The sequence below is a fragment of the Streptomyces sp. NPDC091649 genome, assembly GCF_044756785.1.
In the GTDB taxonomy this organism is placed as follows: domain Bacteria; phylum Actinomycetota; class Actinomycetes; order Streptomycetales; family Streptomycetaceae; genus Streptomyces.
In genome coordinates, this window is record NZ_JBIVTR010000001.1 from 453,451 (window position 1) to 469,465 (window position 16,015).

General features: G+C 74.2%; 14 protein-coding genes. 11 read left to right on the plus strand and 3 right to left on the minus strand.

What is annotated here, in order from left to right; translation table 11 throughout:
• The first annotated feature begins 227 nt into the window (after positions 1-227).
• The 8 genes from ACIQMU_RS01950 (at position 228) to ACIQMU_RS01985 (ending at position 10,229) form a co-directional block, all read left to right on the plus strand.
• Positions 228-2,678, plus strand: a complete 2,451-nt coding sequence (locus ACIQMU_RS01950) for a HEAT repeat domain-containing protein (RefSeq protein WP_352238200.1) — start codon at positions 228-230, stop codon at positions 2,676-2,678.
• Positions 2,675-2,989 (plus strand): zinc-ribbon domain-containing protein, encoded by a 315-nt coding sequence (locus tag ACIQMU_RS01955; protein WP_352238199.1) that lies wholly within the window; start codon positions 2,675-2,677, stop codon positions 2,987-2,989. Before ACIQMU_RS01950 ends, ACIQMU_RS01955 begins: the two co-directional genes overlap by 4 nt.
• Positions 2,990-3,173: 184 nt before the next feature.
• Entirely contained in the window at positions 3,174-3,935 is a 762-nt protein-coding gene (locus ACIQMU_RS01960) for a hypothetical protein (RefSeq protein WP_402688052.1), read from the plus strand.
• Entirely contained in the window at positions 3,932-5,311 is a 1,380-nt protein-coding gene (locus tag ACIQMU_RS01965; protein ID WP_402688053.1) for an ATP-binding protein, read from the plus strand. The genes ACIQMU_RS01960 and ACIQMU_RS01965 overlap by 4 nt, the downstream gene beginning before the upstream one ends.
• A gap of 93 nt (positions 5,312-5,404) precedes the next feature.
• The gene (locus ACIQMU_RS01970) at positions 5,405-5,905 is read left to right on the plus strand and encodes an SH3 domain-containing protein (RefSeq protein ID WP_352238196.1); all 501 of its coding nucleotides are present in this window, start codon (positions 5,405-5,407) and stop codon (positions 5,903-5,905) included.
• A gap of 147 nt (positions 5,906-6,052) precedes the next feature.
• Positions 6,053-7,432, plus strand: a complete 1,380-nt coding sequence (locus ACIQMU_RS01975) for an FtsW/RodA/SpoVE family cell cycle protein (protein ID WP_402688054.1) — start codon at positions 6,053-6,055, stop codon at positions 7,430-7,432.
• A complete protein-coding gene (locus ACIQMU_RS01980; RefSeq protein ID WP_352238194.1) occupies positions 7,429-8,901 on the plus strand; it encodes a penicillin-binding protein 2 in 1,473 nt (490 codons plus the stop codon). The genes ACIQMU_RS01975 and ACIQMU_RS01980 overlap by 4 nt, the downstream gene beginning before the upstream one ends.
• A 170-nt stretch (positions 8,902-9,071) precedes the next feature.
• Positions 9,072-10,229, plus strand: coding sequence for an amidase family protein (locus ACIQMU_RS01985; protein ID WP_352238193.1), 1,158 nt, complete (start codon positions 9,072-9,074; stop codon positions 10,227-10,229).
• A gap of 172 nt (positions 10,230-10,401) precedes the next feature.
• Here ACIQMU_RS01985 and ACIQMU_RS01990 read toward each other — a convergent pair whose 3' ends face one another.
• From ACIQMU_RS01990 to ACIQMU_RS02000, 3 genes are all read right to left on the minus strand, one after another.
• Positions 10,402-11,253 carry a hypothetical protein gene (locus ACIQMU_RS01990; RefSeq protein ID WP_402688055.1) on the minus strand — a complete coding sequence of 284 codons (852 nt, stop codon included), beginning with the start codon at positions 11,251-11,253 and terminating at the stop codon, positions 10,402-10,404.
• Between the two features lie 270 nt (positions 11,254-11,523).
• Positions 11,524-12,423 (minus strand): ADP-ribosylglycohydrolase family protein, encoded by a 900-nt coding sequence (locus ACIQMU_RS01995; protein ID WP_352238191.1) that lies wholly within the window; start codon positions 12,421-12,423, stop codon positions 11,524-11,526.
• A 124-nt stretch (positions 12,424-12,547) separates the two neighbouring features.
• On the minus strand, positions 12,548-13,660 hold the full coding sequence (locus ACIQMU_RS02000) for a ferritin-like domain-containing protein (protein WP_356731364.1): 1,113 nt from the start codon (positions 13,658-13,660) through the stop codon (positions 12,548-12,550).
• A gap of 228 nt (positions 13,661-13,888) precedes the next feature.
• Here ACIQMU_RS02000 and ACIQMU_RS02005 point away from each other — a divergent pair, with 228 nt between their 5' ends.
• Genes ACIQMU_RS02005 through ACIQMU_RS02015 form a run of 3 tightly spaced genes read left to right on the plus strand, consistent with a single transcriptional unit; the run spans position 13,889 to position 15,933 of the window.
• Positions 13,889-14,824 (plus strand): diiron oxygenase, encoded by a 936-nt coding sequence (locus tag ACIQMU_RS02005; protein WP_352238189.1) that lies wholly within the window; start codon positions 13,889-13,891, stop codon positions 14,822-14,824.
• 55 nt (positions 14,825-14,879) lie between these two features.
• Positions 14,880-15,653, plus strand: a complete 774-nt coding sequence (locus tag ACIQMU_RS02010) for a TetR/AcrR family transcriptional regulator (protein ID WP_352238188.1) — start codon at positions 14,880-14,882, stop codon at positions 15,651-15,653.
• A 4-nt stretch (positions 15,654-15,657) separates the two neighbouring features.
• On the plus strand, positions 15,658-15,933 hold the full coding sequence (locus tag ACIQMU_RS02015) for a hypothetical protein (protein ID WP_352238187.1): 276 nt from the start codon (positions 15,658-15,660) through the stop codon (positions 15,931-15,933).
• Positions 15,934-16,015: the final 82 nt, after the last annotated feature.

Consider the following 16,015-nt stretch of genomic DNA (forward strand, 5'->3'; position numbering starts at 1 on the left):
GTGGAGACCCGCCGCACACAGGGACCGCACAGCCGAATCGTCTTGACCGGGTCATGACCTCGTCACGGCCCGAGGAAAGGCCACAAGTGGCGGGTGGATTGTCGGACCGGTGGTGCACACTCTGCGCAGGCGCTTTCTACAGGGCGCGCCGGGAGGGGTGTGACGGACAGGGGCGCGCCCGGGGTGCGCCGGTCCGGGCGCTGTCGTGATCGTGGGGAGGGGATGGCGTGTTCTCGGGGATCGACGAGGTCGACTGGGCCTCGATGGAGCATGCCTACGGGCCTGCCGACGACGTGCCGGAGCTCCTGCGGGGACTGGCCTCCGACGATCCGGCGGAGCGGGAGGCGGCACTCGACGGCATGTACGGCGCGGTGCATCACCAGGGCGATGTGTACGCGTGCACGCTCGCGTGCATCCCGTTCCTGTTCGAACTGGCCGTGGACCCGGAGGTGCAGGACCGGGGCAGCGTCGTCGAACTGCTCACCAGCATCGGCGGTTTCGACCTCGACGAGGACGACGAGGCGGAGATCGACGAGGACGAGATCGAGGGCGCCGCGAACTACGCGATGGCGGCGGCCGCGGTCACCGCGGGCGCGGGGGTGTTCTTCGAGCTGATCGCCGACGAGGACCCGGGGGTGCGGCTCGCGGCCCCGCTGGCGCTCGCCACGCTGCACCGGCATCCCGTGCGGGTGCTCGCGCTGCTGCGGGAGCGGCTGCCGGTGGAGCCCGACGAGGAGGTCCGGCTCGCCCTCGTGGAGGCGGCCGGGCGGGTCGCGCTGCGGCACCGGCCGCTGGCGGGGCGGGTCGCGGAGTGGCTGGGCCGGCTGGCGTCCCGGGCGCACTCCCCGGGGCTGCGGCTCGCGGCCCTCGCCCAGCTGGCGCGCTGTTCGCCCGACGGGCTGCCCGGCGATGTGGTGCCGGTGGTCTCGGGGCTGCTGCGCGAGATGCGCGCGTCGCCGGAGGAGTACGCCGCGGAGGGGGACGCACCGCGGGACAGGGCCGAGCCGGGCCCCGGGCCGCGCCCGGCCGCGGAGCCGGTGGACCCTGAGCGGGAGCCCCTGGGCCCGGGCCCGGTCGGCACGGGTCCGGCCCCCGCGCAGCCGGTCGGCACGGGTCCGGTCCCCACGGAGCCGGTCGGCACGGAGCCGGAGACGGTGGTTCCTGACCCGACGGCCCCCGGGCTGACGGACTCCGGCCCGACGGACCCCGACCCGATGAACTCCGGGCCGGTGGCCCCGGAGCCGGCGGGTCCCGACCCGATGGACCCCGAGCCGGTGGACGCCGAGCCGATTGACGCCGAGCCGATGGATCCGGAGCCCGTGACCGCGGCGGAGCCCCGTCGCGGCGACCAGGTCGCGACGCCGACGCTCGTGGGCCGGCTGCGGTCGCTGTCCGCCCAGGAGAGTGCCGGGCACGGCGCCCCGTGGGCCGCGGACCTGCTGCGCACCCTGCACGTCGGCCTCGACGACCGGGTGGGCGACCGCACGGCGCTGCTCGCCGACCAGTTGCGCAGCCCCGACCGCCGGCAGCGCATCGACGCCGTACGGATGAGCGGTGGGCTGATACGGGCCTGGCGCGGCCCCTACGATGAGCTGGTGGCGCTCGTCGGCGACCAGCTGTCCGACCCCGAGCCCCGGCTGGCCGAGGCCGCGTCCCATGTGCTGGAGGAGCTGTTCGGCCTGGCCGAGCCCGCCGCGGACGCCCTGGCCGCCCGGCTGGCCGCCGATCCCGGGGGCTGGGTGAAGTCCTGGGCGAGCGGTCCGCCCGGGCTCGGCTCCACCGTGAAGGCGCTGGCGCGCCTGGGTGACGCCCGTGCGGTGCCCGCGCTCGCGGCGGCGCTGGAGCTGCCCCAGGTGGCGCACGACGTGGGGTTCGCGGTGAGCCACCTCGGGGAGGCGGCCCGGCCGCTCGCCGGGGCGCTGCGGCGCAGGCTCGCCGAAGTGGAGCTGGACGAGCGGGCCTACGACCGGGCGAGCCCGCTGCTGGCGGGGCTGACCGGGCTGCGGGCGGGCGAGGCGGCCCCCGAGGTGCTGCGGGTGCTGCGCGGGGCTCCGGAGTACCGGGGCGAGTGGCTGCGTACGGCGGCGCTGCGGGCGCTGGGCTCGTTCGGACCCGCCGCCCGGGAGGCCGTCCCGGAGCTGCGGGCGCTGATCCGCCGCCCGGGGACGCCCGCCGCGACGGAGGCGGCCGAGGCGCTGTGGGCCGTCTCCGGGGACACCGAGGCCGTGCTGCCGGTGCTGATCGAGGGGCTCCAGTCCGACCAGGTGCACGACCGGCGGGCGGCGGCGGTGGCGCTGGGGGCCCTCGGGCCGCGTGCCGCCGTGGTCGCGCCGCGGCTGCGCGGACTGCTGGCGCACGAGGAGCTGTGGCTGCGCGTGGACGCGGCGATCGCGCTGTGGGAGGTGTCCGGCCGGACACGGGAGACCACCGAAGCCCTGCTCGCCGACTGGGAGCGGAGCCGCCAGGTCCGGGTCCGGGTGGCAGAATGCGTGGCAAGGATGGGGCCGGTCCCGGAGGGGTCGGCCGCAGCACACGTCCTGCGGAGCGAACTCGCCTCCGTACGCCGTCACAACGCGATGGACGGCGGGTACGGCAGTCATGACATCCACGAGGACGAGAAGCTCCTGGCGCTGTGCCGACGGGCACTGCGGGGGACGGGGAAAGGAACCACGGCATGATCATCTTCGGTACCAAGGGCTACCTCCACCAGCTGGCCATCCTGACGATGGTGTGCGGCTGGTGCGGCAATCCGGCCGCGCACACCCTGCGCAAGCGGGTCACGAAGTTCACGCTGTTCTTCGTCCCGCTGTTCCCGTTCTCGACGAAGTACGCCACGCAGTGCACGTTCTGCGGCGGGGAGCGGCAGATACCCGAGGAGGAGGCGGATCAGCTGCTCGCCCAGGCCGCCGGCGGACAGGACGGCGGCGCCCACGGCCAGGCCCCGCAGCAGCCCGGCTTCACCCCGCCCGGGAACCCGTACCAGCGCTGACCCGGCGGCCTCCGCCGCCCGGGCCGCACGGCTTCTCCCGCTTCCCGGCCGCCCCGGCCCGCCGACCGGCCCTCTTCTCCGTGCTCCTGTGAGCGTGTGGTGCCGCACGGGGCCGCGAGGCCGGAACCGCCCGTGCGTGTCCGCTCCGGGTGGGAAACCGCTGTCGTCGAAGAGGAGGCGAGCCGTGCTTCCGCACCGCGTCGCGAGGGCGGCCCGTAGCGCCGTGACCGCCGTCGCCGTGCTCGCCCTGGCGGCCGGCTGCGGCGCGGCGGGCGGGCTGGAGAGCGCGGGGGACGCACCGTCGGCCGTCGAGCCCCAGAGCCTCTGGCCGGATCTGCCGCCCGCCTCCTCCGCGCCGTACGACTACGGGGAGGGCGAGACCGCGCTGATCCCGGGGATCCGGGTGACCGGCGGCGATGTGCGGCGGCTGGATCCGGTGGCCGTGGCGCAGGCCGGCCTCAAGGCGAAGACCGAGCGGGACAGCGGCCTGGACGAGTTGCCGGATGCCACGGTCCGGCGGATCGAGGCGTGCCGGACCGCTCCGGACGACTGCCCGGTCCTCCCGCCGTACTACCGCGACCTGACCGGGGACGGCAGGGACGAACTGGTCCTCGGCATCCGGATGCCCGACCGGCAGCTCGCCCTGCGCGTCTACATGCCCGACCGGGGGCGGCTGACCCGGATCATGTCCACCTACGACGCCGTCATCAGCGTGGAGCTGGCGGGCCGGGACCTGATCATGCGGGCTCCCTCGGTGATCCCGGGGTACGAGTACCGCACGGCGTGGTCCTGGGACGACCGGCAGGGCGCGATGCTGCCCACCCGGGACGAGATCCTGCGGACGCCCGAGCACCGGAGGGCCCCGAAGCCCTCCCCGGAGTCCCCGGTGTCCCCGGCGTCCTCGGCGTCCCCGGCGTCCCCGGCGTCCTCGGCGGGAGCGCGATGAGGCGGCACCGGTTCCGCTCGCCCTCCTGGACCGCGAGCCTCGCCTGGAAGTCCGCTGTCTTCCTGACCGCCATGTGCTGCACCCTGGCCGCCCTCCTCGGCTTCCTGGTGCACACGGCGGTCACCCGGCAGACGGTCGAACAGGCCCGGGAGAAGACGCTGAGCCGGCTGGAGGTGGTCACCGACGCGTACGAGGCCGGGGAGCCGCTGCCCCCGGGGTCCGGCATCGATCCGCCGGGTCTGCCCGCCTCGCTGCGCGCCCTGGCCGCGGGCGGTGAGCGGGGCACCGTCGTCGCGGCGGGACCGCGCCGGCCGGGCGACCCGGACGGGCGCGGCGGCCCCGCCATGTGGGCGGCGGGCCCGGCGGACGGGCGGGCGCTGGCCACCTGGACGGACTACAGCCACAGCGCCCGCACCATCGCCGGGCTGGACCGGGCGATCATCGGCTCCTCGCTGCTGGCCATCGCCGCGACCCTGCTCGTCGGCCTGTTCGCCGTCGGCCGGGTGACCCGCAGGCTGCACCAGAGCGCCCGGGTGGCCCGCCGGATCAGCGCGGGCGATCTCGACGCCCGGGTGGGCGACCCCCGGACCGCGCGCCCGCTCCGCGCCCAGGACGAGGTGGCGATCGTGGCGGGCGCGCTCGACACCATGGCCTCGACCCTCCAGCGCAAGCTCCAGGCCGAGCAGCGGTTCACCGCCGACGTGGCGCACGAGCTGCGCACCCCGCTGACCGGCCTGTCGGCCGCCGCGGAGCTGCTGCCGCAGGGCCGCCCGGCGGAGCTGGTGCGCGACCGGGTGCGGGCGATGCGGGCGCTGACGGAGGACTTGTTGGAGATCTCCCGCCTGGACGCCCGGACCGAGCAGGTCGACCTCGCCGTGCACGATCTCGTGCCGGTGGCGGAGCGGGTCGTCCGGGCGTCGGGCACCGACACCGAGGTGCGGGTGGGGCGCGCGGCCCGGGTGGAGACCGACCGGCGGCGCCTGGAGCGGGTCATCGGCAACCTGGTGGCCAACGCCCACCGGCACGGCGGCCCTCCGGTGGTGCTGAGCGTCGACGGCGCGGTGATCTCCGTGCGCGACCACGGCCCGGGGTTTCCGGCGTATCTGCTGGAGAGCGGTCCGCAGCGGTTCCGCACGGACGGCGCGGGCAAGGGCCACGGGCTGGGGCTGACCATCGCCCTCGGTCAGGCCGGGGTCATCGGCGCCCGGCTGGACTTCGAGAATCCGCCGGACGGCGGGGCGCTCGCCCGGATGACCCTGCCGGAGTACGTCCGCCTCGACGACGGTGATTCCGACGGGAATCCCGGTCGCGACGGGGGTCCGCCGAGCACGGACGACCCGGACGGCTCAACGAGGAACGCACCTCACCCAACGTGACGCGTTGCGGACCGCGAGTGGCGAACCTAGCGTCGTCAGCACGAGCTCAGCTCGTGTCCCCCACGGTCCCCTTCCTCATCGTATGGAGGCAGCATGTCCCCCCTGTCCCGCCCCTCGCGGCTCCGCCGGCTCGGTCTCTGCGTGGCCACCGGCACGCTCGCGGCGCTCACGGCCGCCGCGCCCGCCGCTCTGGCGGCCGACCCCCAGCCCGTCGGACAGCGCGCGGAGGCCACCGCTCCGGAGCCGGCGTCCGACGAGCTCTCCGCCTCGGCCCTGCAGCGCGAGCACGAGGCGCAGCAGAAGGAGGCCCGCCAGGAGGCGCAGAAGCAGGGGCAGGCACGCCCCCAGGCGCCCAAGCGGACCTACAAGGGACGCGTCATCGCCAAGCCGTACCTGCTGCTCCGTGACAGGCCGACCCGCAGCAGCCGCATCGTCGGCTCGGTCGAATACGGCACGGTGGTCAGCATCTTCTGCAAGACCACGGGCGACAACGTCGACGGCAACAACCGCTGGTACCTGCTCTCGGACGGCACCTGGGCGTGGGGTTCGGCCCGCTACATCGAGAACATCGGCGCCGCGCCGCAGTGGTGCTGACCTGCCGTCACCCGCACACCCGCCCGCCCGTGGAGCCCGGCCCCGCCGCCGTGAGCCCCGCGGGCGGGCGCACGCCCGGGCGGGCACTGACATGAGCAAGGTGCGACATAAGGCAAATAGCGCGCACCTCTTGCTACGTTGCGGAGCATGACCGCAACGACGGCGGACACTCCCCCGCCCGAGCTACGCCTGCCCAAACGGCGCGGGGTGGAGCTCGCCCTTCTCGTCGGGGGCGTCCTGATCTCCGTCCTCGGCTACGCGGCGGTCGGCCTCACCCACGACGGCGCCGTGCCCCCCGACGTCGCCGGGTACGGCGCCGGCCTCGGCACGCTCGCGCTGCTCGCCCATGTCGCGGTCCGCTTCCGGGCCCCGTACGCCGATCCGCTGCTGCTGCCGATCGCCGTCCTGCTCAACGGCCTCGGCCTGGTGCTGATCTACCGGCTCGATCTGGAGACCCCGAGGGACCAGGCCGCGCCCACCCAGCTCGTCTGGTCCACGCTCGGCGTCGCGCTGTTCACCGCCGTGGTGGTGCTGCTGCGCGACCACCGGGTGCTCCAGCGGTACGCGTACCTCTCGGAGGCCGCGGCGCTCGGACTGCTCATCGTGCCGATCTTCTTCCCGGCGGTGAACGGGGCGAAGATCTGGATCCGGGTCGGCGGACTGTCCTTCCAGCCCGGAGAGTTCGCGAAGATCCTGCTGGCGGTGTTCTTCGCCGCCTACCTGGCCGCCAACCGCAACGCGCTCGCGTACACCGGCCGCACGGTGGGGAAGCTGCAACTGCCGGCCGGCCGGGTGCTCGGGCCGATCGTGGCGATCTGGCTGCTGAGCGTCGGGGTGCTGGTGCTGGAACGCGATCTCGGCACCTCGCTGCTGTTCTTCGGGCTCTTCGTCATCATGCTGTACGTGGCGACGGGCCGGACCGGCTGGATCGCGGTCGGCCTGCTTCTGGCCGCCGTCGGGGCCTTCGTCGTCGGCTCCTTCGAACCGCACGTCCACAGTCGGGTGCAGGACTGGCTGGACCCGTTCGCCTCGATCGAGGCGGGGCGGGGGCCGAGCCAGCTCGCCCAGTCGCTGTTCGCGTTCGCCGCGGGCGGGATGCTCGGGACCGGGCTCGGCGCGGGCCACTCCATCCTGATCGGCTTCGCCGCCAAGTCCGACTTCATCCTGGCGACCGCGGGCGAAGAGCTGGGCCTGAGCGGGCTGACCGCGATCTTCCTCCTCTACGCGCTGCTCGTGGCACGCGGTTACCGGGCCGGACTCGCTCTGCGCGATCCGTTCGGGCGGCTCCTCTCCATCGGCCTGGCGTCGATCCTCGCGCTCCAGGTGTTCGTGATCGCGGGCGGGGTGATGGGACTGATCCCGCTGACCGGTATGGCGATGCCGTTCCTGGCGCAGGGCGGCTCGTCCGTCGTCACCAACTGGATCATCGTGGCGCTGCTGATCCGGGTCAGCGACGTCTCGCGGCGACCCCACCCGGAACAGGCCGAGACGGGCGTCATCGCGACGACCCCGCAGGAGGACCGGTGATCCGCTACATCCGGCGGGCCGCCGCCTTCTGCCTGCTGCTGCTGGTGGCTCTGCTCGTCAACGCGGCCCGCGTCCAGCTCTTCGAGGCCGACGAGCTGGACGACAACCCGGCCAACCGCCGCAACACCATCGCCCGTTACGACCAGCCGCGCGGCAACATCCTGGTCGACGGCCGGGCCGTGACCGGGAACAGGGAGACCGGCGAGCAGCTCAGCTTCGAGCGCACCTATCTGCACGGTCCGCTGTACGCCCCGGTGACCGGCTACGCCTCGCAGACGTACGGCACCACGCTGATCGAGCACGCCGAGGACTCCGTGCTGTCCGGCACCGATGCGCTGCTGGCGCCGCTGCCGTTCTGGAACGAGTTCACCCGGGGCCGGCAGCCGGGCGGCGACGTCGTCACCACGGTCAGGGCGTCGGTGCAGCGGGCCGCGTACGACGGGCTGAGCGGGCGGCGAGGGGCGGTCGCGGCGCTGGACCCGTCGACGGGCGAGATCCTGGCCCTGGTCTCGACCCCGTCGTACGACCCCGAACGGCTGTCCGGGACCGGTTCCTCGGTGACCGACGCGTGGGCCCGGCTGAACGCGTCCACGAGCCTGCCGATGCTCAACCGGGCCATCCGGCAGACCTACCCGCCGGGCTCCACCTTCAAGATCGTGACGGCGGCGGCGGCCCTGGACTCGCGGGCGGTGACGGACGCGGACGCCCCCACCGACACCCCGTCGCCGTACGTGCTGCCCGGCACGCGGACGACCCTTCCCGACGAGGCGAGCGGCTGCGAGAAGGCGTCCCTGGCCGATGCGATCCGGATCTCCTGCAACACGGTGATGGCCCATCTGGGGGTGCGGGTCGGCCTGGAGGGGATGGTGGAGGCGGCGGAGCGGTTCGGCTTCAACGACACCGGGCTGCGCGTTCCGTCCGGGGTGGCGAAGAGCAACTTCGACACGGAGATGAGCGAGGACCAGCTGGCCCAGTCCTCGATCGGGCAGTTCGACACGACGGCGACCCCGCTCCAGATGGCGATGGTCGCCTCGGCGGTGGCCAACGGCGGGGACCTGCGCCGTCCGCATCTGGTGGACCGGGTGACCACGAACGACGGGGACACGGTCCGGCGGGAGGGATCCCGCCCGTACGAGCGGGCGATGAGCCCGTCGACGGCCGTGCAGCTCCAGCGGATGATGGTCGACGTGGTGGAGAACGGCACCGGGTCGAACGCGGCGATCGACGGGGTGAAGGTCGGCGGCAAGACCGGTACCGCCCAGCACGGCATCGACAACTCGGGCCTGCCGTACGCCTGGTTCATCTCCTGGGCCCAGGCGCCCGGCTCCGGCCGCCCGGCCGTCGCGGTGGCCGTGGTCGTGGAGGACGCCTCCGCCGACCGGGCCGACATCAGCGGCGGCGGCAGCGCGGCCCCGATCGCGCGGGCCGTCATGGAGGCGGCGTTGGTGGAGGCGTTGGAGGAGGAGTAGCGCGCACGCCGGCACCCCGGTGCGGGCGCACACCTCCTGCCCCCGTACGGGCACACGCCTCCTGCCCCCGTACGGGCACACGCCTCCAGCCTCCGTGCGGGAGCACGCCTCCTGCCTCCGTGCGGGAGCACGCCCGGGCCTCCGGGCGGGCGCACCGGCAGACTGGGCCCATGACGCGGACGAACTCGGCGGTGGCGCGGGCCCTGGAGCGGATCGACCGGCTGGATGCGGCGCTGCACGCGTTCATCGAAGTCTGGCCGGACGAGGCGCTCGCCCGGGAACGCGACACCCTGGCGCGGCGACTCCCGCTGGGCGGGCTGCCGTTCGCGGTGAAGGGGCCCTGGGGGAAGCGGTCCTTCGCGGCCCGCCGGCTGGTCGCGGCGGGCGGGGTCCCGGTCGGCGCGACCTCGGTGCCCGGGCCCGGCGCCCACTGGCAGACCTGGGGCCGGGGCGCGCACGGCCGTACGGTCAACCCGTGGCGGGCGGACCGTACTCCGGGCGGCTCGTCGGCCGGGTCGGCGGTCGCGGTGGCGGCGGGGATGGTGGTGCTGGCGACCGGCAGCGACGGGGCGGGGTCGGTCCGCATTCCGGCCGCCTGGTGCGGGGTGTTCGGGCTGAAGACGACGAACGGGCTGCTCCCCTCCCCCGACCGGTCCGGGCTGGCCGCGGCCGGGGTGCTCGCCCGGTCGGCGGCGGCGGCGGAGCCGTGTCTGCGCCATGTGCTGGACGGCGGTGCGCCGCCGGTACAGCCGGTGACACCGTCACCGCTGCCGGCGACTCGGCCACCGGCGCCGGCACGGCCTCCGTCGCGACCGCTGCTCGCTGTGTACAGCGAGGACCTCGGCTACGCCGAGGTGGACCCCGAGGTGGCGGCCGTCGTCCGGGCGGCGGTGGACCGGCTCGTCGCGGCGGGCACCGTACGCCTGCTGGAGCGCGACGCCGGGCTGCTCGACCCGGCGGGGGCCTGGACGGCCGTCCGGGGCGGATCGCCGGACGACCCGGAGGCGGTGCGGGTGCGGCGGACGAACGACGAGCGGCTGGAGGCCGTCCTCGCCGGTGAAGCCCTGCTCCTGACCCCGGCCACACCGAACCGGCCGCACGGTCACGACGGCCCGGGGGACCTCTACTCCACGGCGTTGACCTGGGCGTTCAACCTGAGCGGCCACCCCGCCGCGAGCCTGCCCGCCGGATTCACCGCGGACGGCTGCCCGGTGGGGCTCCAGCTGGCGGCGGCGCGCGGCGCGGACGTCCGGCTGCTCGCCGCCGCCCGCGCGGTGGAGGACTCCCTGCCGCCCGCGCCCGAGCCGCCCGCCGCGAGCAGGTCCTGACGGGCGAACGCCCCGGACCCCCCCAGGGCTCGAACGACCCCGGGAACCCGACGGCTTCCGGGGCGTTGAGGCTCCAGGACATGAAGACTCCGGGACCTTTGGGCTCCGGGGCTTGAGGACTCCGGGACCTTTGGCCTCCGGGAAATGGAGGGCGTGACGGGCCGTCGGGCGGTCAGCCGATCGGCTTGCGGGCCTCTTCGCGGACCTCGGCCGTCTCCGCCGCCGCGGCGGTCAGGTCCACGGAGCCGGCGTCCTCGAGCACGGTCGCCGGGCGGATCAGCGCGACCATCGCGGCGGTGTTGTCGTCGCCCCAGGCGCACATGGGGATGTTCACGACACCGCCCGACTCGTTCGACCGCACGACCTGGCACTCGATCGTGACGTCGGACCCCTCGGGTGTGAACTCCTTGGCGGGCACGACGAGCTTCGCGCCGTCGGCGGTCGCCGCGCCCTTCATGATCTCGCCGCGCATGAACTCCGGGCCGGCCAGCCGCCCGTGCATCCCGGAGAGCACCAGGGCGCCGCCCTTGGACGAGGCGTAGTGCGCGACGACCGCCTCGGCGTCCCGGATGCTGGGGTCGGGGGTGTCCTCGATCTCCTGGCCCTCGGTGTCCGACAGGTCCTGGCCCAGACGGAACTCGCCGTCCAGGAGCTGCTGCCGCACGGTGAGTTCGTACTCCGCCTTCGGGTACACCAGGTCGGTGCCCTTGTCGGCGAGCTGGGTGACGCCGAAGACGATCCCGCCCGCCACCACCACGGCGCCGACCGCGACCCCGACGATCAGCCCGGTCCGCTTTCCGCGCGAGGGCCGGGGAGCCTGGGGCGGCCAGCCGCCGTACGCCCCCGGTTCGCCGCCGGGCATGCCCCAGCCGCCCTGCTGGGGCGGGACGGGGGGCGGTTGCTGCGGGTAGCCGTAGGGCGGCTGGTGCGGCGCGGGCCCCGGCGCGGCCGACGGCGGGCCGTAGGAGTGCGGCGGGGACGGCGGCCCGTACGGGCCCTGCGGCGGGTGTGGCGGGGTGGTCATGGCCTCACGGTACGACACGTTTGCGAACGGAATTTCGAAGCGGCCGGTATCGGTATCGGTATCGGTATCGAGAGCATCGGCCCGGACCGGCCCCGGAGGACGGCCGTACCGCGGACGGCGGTCACGCACGCGACCGCCGTGGCGCACGCGACCGCCGCGCGGGCAGCCGTGACGCGGGCAGCCGTCGCACAGCCCTCCGTGGCCCGGGCCGCCGTCGTTCGGGGCCCGCGGCCACCGGCCACCGCCACGACCGGCGGCGGCCCGGCCCCCTCATCCCAACGGCTCGCGCCTGCGCAGCCACTCCTCCGGGACACCGGCTGTTCCGGTCGCCGCCCCCACCACGCCCCCCGTGATGGCGCACGTCGTGTCGACGTCTCCGAGGCCCTCCGCGGTCGCCCACAGCGCCGCCTCCAGGTCGCCCCGGTGACGGGCCGCCGTCCACAGCGCGAACGGCACCGTGTCGTCGGCGCGGATGCGCTGTCCGTTGCCGAGGAGGTCCGCGGCCTTCCACGGCTCGGTGGTGAACGGCGTCCGCGCCGCGCGCAGCACCCCGTCGCGCACGGGCCCCCGCGGTGTCCGGTCCGCGACCGCGTCCAGCGTCAGTTCTCCGCGCGCCGACAGCGCCGCCGCCACCGCGACGGCCACCGCGCCCGCGATGCCGTCCGGGTGCGCGTGGGTCACCTCCGCCGAGAGCGCGGCCTGCCCAGCGACGTGGACCAGGTCCTCGTGGAAACGGGCCCCGAGCGGTGCGACGCGCATGGCCGCACCGTTGCCCAGGCTGCCGCCCTCGAAGAGTTCCGGGGCCAGGGTGCGCCAGTCGGCCGGGGATACGAGCAGCCGGGGCAGCAGGAGGTGCATGCCGTGGCCGTATCCGCGGGCCTGGTCGGCGTCGAAGGCGAGGGCGTAGCCGAGCGCCACGTGGTCCTGGTCGACCTGCCCGTGCTCGTCGAGGGAGCGGTGCAGTGCGAGCGCGAGCGCGGTGTCGTCGGTCCAGTGCCAGTGCGGCTCCTGCGGGACACGGCGGGCGCGGATCTCGTTCAGGGCCTGCCGGGGCTCGCGGAAGAGCGGGAACCAGCGCTCCCCGAAGGCGTCGCCGAGCGCGAGGGCTTCGAGACTGCGGCGGGCGGCGGCGGGACCGGCGGCGGTGGTTGCGGGCGGGTTCGTCGTCATACCCGCATCGTGGCCCCCGGGCCCGGCGGCGTACATCCCTTAACGGGCCCGTTCGGGCGGGTGCGCCCGAACGGGCCGGACCTTCACCGATCGGCTGCCGGGCCGCCGCGCCCCGCCGCCCCCTTCACGCCGCGTCGGCCGCTCCCTCCCCGATCGCCTCAGCGACCTCCGCCACCCGGGCCTGCTCCTCGGCGGCGAACCGCTCGCGGTCCAGTTCCTCGGCTATCTCCTCGTCCTGGGACATCAGCAGGTCGAGATCGGAGTCGCCGAGTTCGAGGACGCCCATGTCGACGTACGCCTTCTGGAGCCGGGGGCCCCACAGGCCGATGTCCTTGACGCACGGGACGATCCGGCCGAACAGGAGCTTGCGGAAGAGCTGGAGGTACTCGGAGTGCTCCGAGAGGTCCTTCGCCTCCTGTCTGCCGATGCCGAAGTTCTCCAGGACCTCGACGCCGCTGAGCCGGTCGCGCATCAGGTAGCAGCCCTCGATGACGAAGTCCTCGCGCTCGCGGAGTTCGGCGTCGCTGAGCTGCTGGTAGTAGTCGCGCAGCGCCATCCGCCCGAAGGCGACGTGCCGGGCCTCGTCCTGCATGACGTACGCGAGGATCTGCTTGGGCAGCGGCTTGGTCGTGGTGTCGCGGATCATCCCGAAGGCGGCCAGCGCCAGGCCCTCTATCAGGACCTGCATCCCGAGGTAGGGCATGTCCCAGCGCGCGTCGCGCAGGGTGTCGCCCAGCAGCCCCTGGAGGTTGTCGTTGACCGGGTAGAGCATGCCGATCTTCTCGTGCAGGAAGCGGCCGTAGATCTCCGCGTGCCGGGCCTCGTCCATGGTCTGGGTGGCGGAGTAGAACTTGGCGTCCAGGTCGGGAACGGACTCCACGATGCGCGCCGCGCACACCATCGCGCCCTGCTCGCCGTGCAGGAACTGGCTGAACTGCCAGGAGGTGTAGTGCTTGCGCAGCTCGCCCCGGTCCTTCTCCGTCATCTTCGCCCAGTGCGGGGTGCCGTACAGCGTGAGCGCCTCGTCGGGGGTGCCGAGCGGGTCGGCGGGGTCGACCTCCAGGGCCCAGTCGATGCGCTTGGCGCCGTCCCACTGCTTGTCCTTCCCCTTCTGGTAGAGAGCGAGGAGGCGCTCGCGGCCGTCGTCGTAGTCCCAGCTGAACCGGGCGGCTCCGGTGGCGGGGACCTGCCAGATCGGTTCGGCGGGCGGGGTGGTGTAGAGGTCATGTGTGGACACGGACGGCTCCTTCGCCTCGACTGGATCGTCTGGACCGGCAAGTTCCGTGACACCCGAGGCGGTTGAGCGCGCACGCCGGCCGCCTCCCTGGCAGGTTCACACGGTGGTAGACAGCGGGTCAACAAGTCGCGCACAAGGGATTGACGGTCTTGCTGACAGGCAGTCTCATAAGAGGTGACCGCCGGTAACTCCCGTTGCCGATCCGCCCCCTGCGTGAGGTGCTCCGCCATGACGACCGTCACCGCTCGCGATGTGACCGTGCTCCGCGACGCGCTCGGACCGCTCCGCGACCGTGAGCAGGTCGCCCTGCGGCTGCTCGAATCCTCGGCCAAGCACTCCTTCGACCCCGACACCGAACTCGACTGGAACGCGGCCGTCGAGGAGGGCCAGTGGTTCTGGCCGCCGGAACTGCTCTCGCTGTACGGGACCCCCATGTGGGACCGCATGTCCGAGGAACAGCGCCTGGACCTGTCCCGGCACGAGGCGGCCGCTCTGGCCTCGCTCGGCATCTGGTTCGAGATCATCCTGATGCAGCTGCTGGTCCGGCACGTCTACGACAAGCCGGTGACCAGCAACCACGTCCGCTACGCGCTCACGGAGATAGCCGACGAGTGCCGCCACTCGATGATGTTCGGCCGCATGATCGACTGGAGCGGCGCCCCGACGTACCCGGTGCCGCGCGTCTACCACAATCTGGCGCGGGTCCTGAAGACCGTCTCGACCACCCCCGGTTCGTTCGCGGCGACCCTGCTGGGCGAGGAGGTCCTCGACTGGATGCAGCGCCTGACCTTCCCGGACGACCGCGTGCAGACCCTGGTGCGCGGCGTGACCCGCATCCATGTGATCGAGGAGGCCCGGCACGTCCGGTACGCCCGGGAGGAACTGCGCCGCCAGCTCGTGACCGCCCCGCGCTGGGAGCGGGAGCTCACCAAGGTCAGCTGCGGCGAGGCGGCGCGCGTCTTCTCCACCTGCTTCGTCAACCCGCAGGTGTACGAGAACGTCGGCCTGGACCGCCGCGAGGCCCTCGCCCAGGTGCGGGCGAGCGGCCACCGCGCCGAGGTCATGCAGTCCGGCGCGAAGCGGCTCACCGACTTCTTCGAGGACATCGGGCTGCTCAACGGCGTCGGCCGCCGGCTGTGGCGAAGCTCCGGTCTGCTGGCCTGAGGCCGTGCGGACGGGAGACCCCGCGCCCGGTGGCGGTGGCCTTAGGCTCGGTCGCATGACCTCCACCGCAGCCCCGCCGCCCCGGGCGACCTACCGCAGACTCAGTGTCGAGGAGCGTCGCGCCCAGTTGCTGCTCGCCGCGCTCGGCCTCTTCGCGCACCGGGCGCCCGACGAGGTCTCGCTGGACGAGGTGGCGGTCGCGGCCGGGGTGTCCCGGCCGCTCGTCTACCGCTACTTCCCGGGCGGGCGGCAGCAGTTGTACGAGGCCGCGCTCGGCTCGGCGGCCGACGAGCTGACGCTGTGCTTCACCGAACCGCCCCAGGGCCCGCCCACCGAGCGGGTCGCCCGGGTCCTGGACCGGTATCTTCGCTTCGTCGACGAGCACGACACCGGGTTCAGCGCCCTGCTGCGCGGTGGCAGCGTCGTGGAGACCTCGCGTACGACGACGATCGTGGACGGGGTCCGGCGGGCGGCGGCCGACGAGATCCTGCGCCACCTCGGGCGGATCGGGGGCGCCGGGAAGCAGCCCCCCGGGCCGAGGCTGCGGATGATGGTGCGCAGCTGGATCGCGGCCGTCGAGGCGGCCTCGCTGATCTGGCTGGACGACGGGAAGCGCCCGGATGCGGCCGAGCTGCGCGGCTGGCTGGTCGACCACCTGATCGCCCTGCTCGCCGCGACCGCCGCCACCGACCCGGAGACGGCCGCGGTGGTGAACCACCTGCTGACCCTGGAGAGGGCCGACGGCCCGGCCGGGCGGCTGGCGGAGCGGGTTATTCCGGTCCTCGCGGAGGCGGCGCACCTGCTGCCCGCGTCCCCTGCGTCAGAATGACCGGGTGAAGAGCGAGAACACCCCTTTCCGAGGCGGCCCCCTGGACGGCCGGGTCCTGCCGATCCTGCTCGGCCCGACCGGCCACCCACCGAAGTGGTACGAGGTTCCGGTGCCCTCCCCCGACGGCGGCCCCGCCACCGTGTACGCCTACCGGCGGGTCCCCGCCGGCTACACCAGGCGGCTCGGGCTCCAGCGCGGCTGGGTGTACGAGTACGCCCCCGGGGGCCGTGAACACCGCACCCTCAAGTGGCCCTGGTCCAAGCCCCCGGCCCGCGACTGAGCGACGGACGGACCGCCCGTGGGGCGCAGGCCCTAAGATCGACGGTCAGGTGCCGACGGACGGGTCACTCGGTCACCGGAGG

Bases quoted from the DNA above. Each gene is read 5' to 3' on its own strand.
- ACIQMU_RS01955 (WP_352238199.1), top strand. From the start codon at position 2,675: ATGATCATCTTCGGTACCAAGGGCTACCTCCACCAGCTGGCCATCCTG.
- ACIQMU_RS01965 (WP_402688053.1), top strand. From the start codon at position 3,932: ATGAGGCGGCACCGGTTCCGCTCGCCCTCCTGGACCGCGAGCCTCGCC.
- ACIQMU_RS01970 (WP_352238196.1), top strand. From the start codon at position 5,405: ATGTCCCCCCTGTCCCGCCCCTCGCGGCTCCGCCGGCTCGGTCTCTGC.
- ACIQMU_RS01975 (WP_402688054.1), top strand. From the start codon at position 6,053: ATGACCGCAACGACGGCGGACACTCCCCCGCCCGAGCTACGCCTGCCC.
- ACIQMU_RS01985 (WP_352238193.1), top strand. From the start codon at position 9,072: ATGACGCGGACGAACTCGGCGGTGGCGCGGGCCCTGGAGCGGATCGAC.
- ACIQMU_RS01990 (WP_402688055.1), bottom strand. From the start codon at position 11,253: ATGACCACCCCGCCACACCCGCCGCAGGGCCCGTACGGGCCGCCGTCC.
- ACIQMU_RS01995 (WP_352238191.1), bottom strand. From the start codon at position 12,423: ATGACGACGAACCCGCCCGCAACCACCGCCGCCGGTCCCGCCGCCGCC.
- ACIQMU_RS02005 (WP_352238189.1), top strand. From the start codon at position 13,889: ATGACGACCGTCACCGCTCGCGATGTGACCGTGCTCCGCGACGCGCTC.
- ACIQMU_RS02010 (WP_352238188.1), top strand. From the start codon at position 14,880: ATGACCTCCACCGCAGCCCCGCCGCCCCGGGCGACCTACCGCAGACTC.